The following is a 3,119-nucleotide window of genomic DNA, read 5'->3' on the forward strand; positions in this document are numbered from 1 at the left end:
AACCCTTATATAGAAAGGCATTTAGCGATTTTTGTCAATTGTTTTTTATCTAGAGCGAACTAATCAATTAAGTCTCTTGCCAGATAAGGATTTAGTCGATTTATGCCCCCCTATCGAACCATAACAAGTAACGAAGAGCCACTTTTGCCAAGTATTATTATTTTTTGCCTCCTCGTGCCAAAGACGAAATAAACTAAGGAAATCGTCGGCAACGCTGGTATAGGCAAAGAGACTATCTATCTCCTCTAAAACTAAAATTAGGGGTTTATCCAGCTTTTTGAGCAAATGGTCTTCAAAATAGGCAGTACAGCTATAAAGTCCTAATCCTTCTTGCCATTTTTCCTGAAAGAGAGCTGCTAACCCTAATTTCTTGGAAATAATCAAAGCAAACCAAGAGAGCAATCGGTCTAAATCGCCGATAATTCCTTTACTTGCTTGTAAAAAACTGAAACTGACGGTTTTATACTCTCTTTTGTCAACTTGACTCAAAATTCTATCGACTAATAGGGTTTTACCCATCCCCTTGGCTGATTTAATCCGCAATAATGAACCTGCTTGACTCACCGTCTCCAGACAAAGCTGTTCCACTGGAGGACGTTCAATATACTTGGAAAAATCCGCGGCCCGGTTTTCTCCCTCATCCTCAGACGTGGCAGCTGGTGTTTCCTCCAACTCATCCCAGTCAGAGATTTCTCGATAATCAAGGGCTAATTTTTGACAAATTTCAAAAAAATTGAGATTACTAATCGGTTTACCGTTAAGAAAAAGGCTAATAGTCGATTTTGCGAACCCTAACTCCTCAGCAAGCAGCTGTTGAGTTGCGTAACCATTGAGTTTAACTGCTTGTTTGACTCTAGGGATATATTCTGATTTTACTTTAAGCGATCGCCCCATAACCGTCAAGATTATTGAAAAATGAATGACAACCTAATCTTATCTCAAATAAATCAAACGTATCTCAGACATTTACTCAAACGTATCACAAAAAACTCAGACATATCTCAGACATTTTAAATTGTTCTATGAGAACCTAGAGATTCAGACACAAATTAGTCTTCAAATAAAAGTCAGACATAATATCACAATTCCCAGTCCTCGACTCACACTTCGATGCGTAAATATGAAGGATAGAAAAAAAACTATAGGGAGCAACGACCGTGCATTATCGAAAAATCAAAAAGCTGCTATCTTTAGCTCTAATCACTTTCGCGTTATTGCTGCCTTTTTGGGAAGATAGTCGTGTCCAAGAAGAAGCAAAACCAAAACTCGTCGATCTTATCGAAATCCTGATTCAAGCCACGAAAATCTTGGAGGAATAAGTAGGGAGGCACAATTATTTGTAGGATGGGTTAGCGGTAGCGTAACCCATGCGGGGGTTGGGTTTCATGCTTCAACCCAACCTACGTTCATCTTATATTTAATTCCACCCACCTACTTAACAAAGAAAGTTGGTGCAATGTAGGGGCGCAACGTGGTCAGTGAGTTGCTCGAACTGCTTGCGCCCATAATGTAAGATTGTGAACATTTCACCAAAAAGTAACTGGTAGGCATAATCCTATACTATAATCAGTACAGTCATGAACTAGGCTCCTGTCCATCTGACTTGATTGACGTTTTATCTAATTTGGTTTATACCCCTCAGCAACATTCCTAAATTTATTGGAATTTTATGGCTAAAACAACTGATACCAATTATTTAACCTCCGCGGAGAAGTCTCTTTTATCTGATTTACTCAAAGTTAGGGCTGCCACTGTCTTGAGCTTTGAAATTGAAACAGATAGAATTGGAGAAGCTAACTTACAAGATAAATTAGAAAAACTAGCGGACAAAGGCTATATCAAAGTCAATGAAGAAGAAAGCTACAAAATCTTTACTCCCACTTGGAAAACTCGTTGGCTGAGGGTAAATGGTATTTTGTAGTCAGGTTCTAACGGAATTAGATAAGTTTCCTTTTTTCAGTTCATTCACCCATTACCTATTTTTGGTCGATTCTCAGACAGCTGCCGCCACCGACCTTTCTAGTGAAATACGGAAACTTCTGGGAGAAGATCGGTGGCCTTTTGTCGTGACTGCGATAATTATTGGAGTAGCAGTTGAAACTGGAAGTAGCTATTTCTCAGCTTTTAGGGATTGTCATTTATATTTTCATTTATTTCCCGATTTAAAAAAGGATTTTTTAAATACTTTTGTTAGTTTATTAAAGTTCAAAATTTTTAGATCAATACCCTTATACCTTCTCATTCAACTTATATTTTCTCTATTAAGCTTGATCGAGGATAATGTTTTTTTTGGTTTAATCATTGCTCTGGTCTTCGGTCTTATTATGGGTTCCTTAAACCCTAATTTAGAACAAATCGACCAATTAATGAGTGGATTCAACAGCCTATCGACAATTGCCCCTGTCTCCAGTGGGATCAAAAAGATTTTAGAGCGGTACAAAGACTCTCAAATATCTATTATTAGTCCTTTAGACAAGAAATTGGTAATCAAGAAAACCAGCCTATATATGTCTATTAAGCCTAGATTTAATTGTTTTCAAATAGTTACTATTCAGAAATGCACCCAAAAATTAATCGGTGGATTTACACTGAAAGAAACGCCAGAGAAATATCAAGGAAGATTAGACGCTATCATCGGGGGAAATTTTAGTGACGAGGATACGAGAGAAAGATTAATATGGTTATTATTTGATATTATGAGTCCTGAAGAGATCAATAAAATTACAAATCACCCAGATGAATCAGAAATTTTAATAGGACTGGGAAAAATAGAATCAGGGGAATAGTACGATAAATTAAACGTCGGCCAGTTAATTAAATACAATTGTACTGCTTTTATCGATTAACTGGAATCGATAAAAATCCTTGAGCGGGAGTGATGGGTTGACTTTTCCTGACAATTCTCGCTATCTGGATCAGAAAAAAAGTAACCGATGTGGTAATAATTCGGTAGTAGTGGCGTAGCCCTCTTGCTTACCTGGTATGAATTGTGTTAAATATTTATTAATAAAAATAATTGCAACCCGATCAGTCTTTAAACCTCTAGCTTGATCATGACTTTTCTGATAAATATCTTTTTCTGGCTCCTGTCTGGCTTACTCAAATATCAGTCTAGCACC

At 37.1% G+C, this 3,119-nt stretch carries 2 protein-coding genes and 2 pseudogenes; 3 read left to right on the plus strand and 1 reads right to left on the minus strand.

Annotated features, from left to right (window positions below; all coding sequences use genetic code 11):
- Positions 1-114 precede the first annotated feature (114 nt).
- Positions 115-894, minus strand: a pseudogene (locus PX482_RS15440) (AAA-like domain-containing protein); the annotation flags it as partial.
- Positions 895-1,157: 263 nt separating this feature from the next.
- Between PX482_RS15440 and PX482_RS15445 the strand changes: the two are divergent.
- The 3 genes and pseudogenes from PX482_RS15445 to PX482_RS15455 all read left to right on the plus strand — a co-directional run bounded on the left by PX482_RS15445 (position 1,158) and on the right by PX482_RS15455 (position 2,799).
- A complete protein-coding gene (locus PX482_RS15445; protein WP_172969774.1) occupies positions 1,158-1,319 on the plus strand; it encodes a hypothetical protein in 162 nt (53 codons plus the stop codon).
- Positions 1,320-1,669: 350 nt separating this feature from the next.
- On the plus strand, positions 1,670-1,921 hold the full coding sequence (locus PX482_RS15450; protein WP_288094982.1) for a hypothetical protein: 252 nt from the start codon (positions 1,670-1,672) through the stop codon (positions 1,919-1,921).
- Positions 1,908-2,799: pseudogene (locus tag PX482_RS15455) on the plus strand (hypothetical protein). The gene PX482_RS15450 and the pseudogene PX482_RS15455 overlap by 14 nt, the downstream one beginning before the upstream one ends.
- Positions 2,800-3,119 lie beyond the last annotated feature (320 nt).

This window comes from Microcystis sp. M53602_WE12 (genome assembly GCF_030065455.1).
In the GTDB taxonomy this organism is placed as follows: domain Bacteria; phylum Cyanobacteriota; class Cyanobacteriia; order Cyanobacteriales; family Microcystaceae; genus Microcystis; species Microcystis aeruginosa.

Bases quoted from the DNA above. Each gene is read 5' to 3' on its own strand.
- PX482_RS15450 (WP_288094982.1), top strand. From the start codon at position 1,670: ATGGCTAAAACAACTGATACCAATTATTTAACCTCCGCGGAGAAGTCT.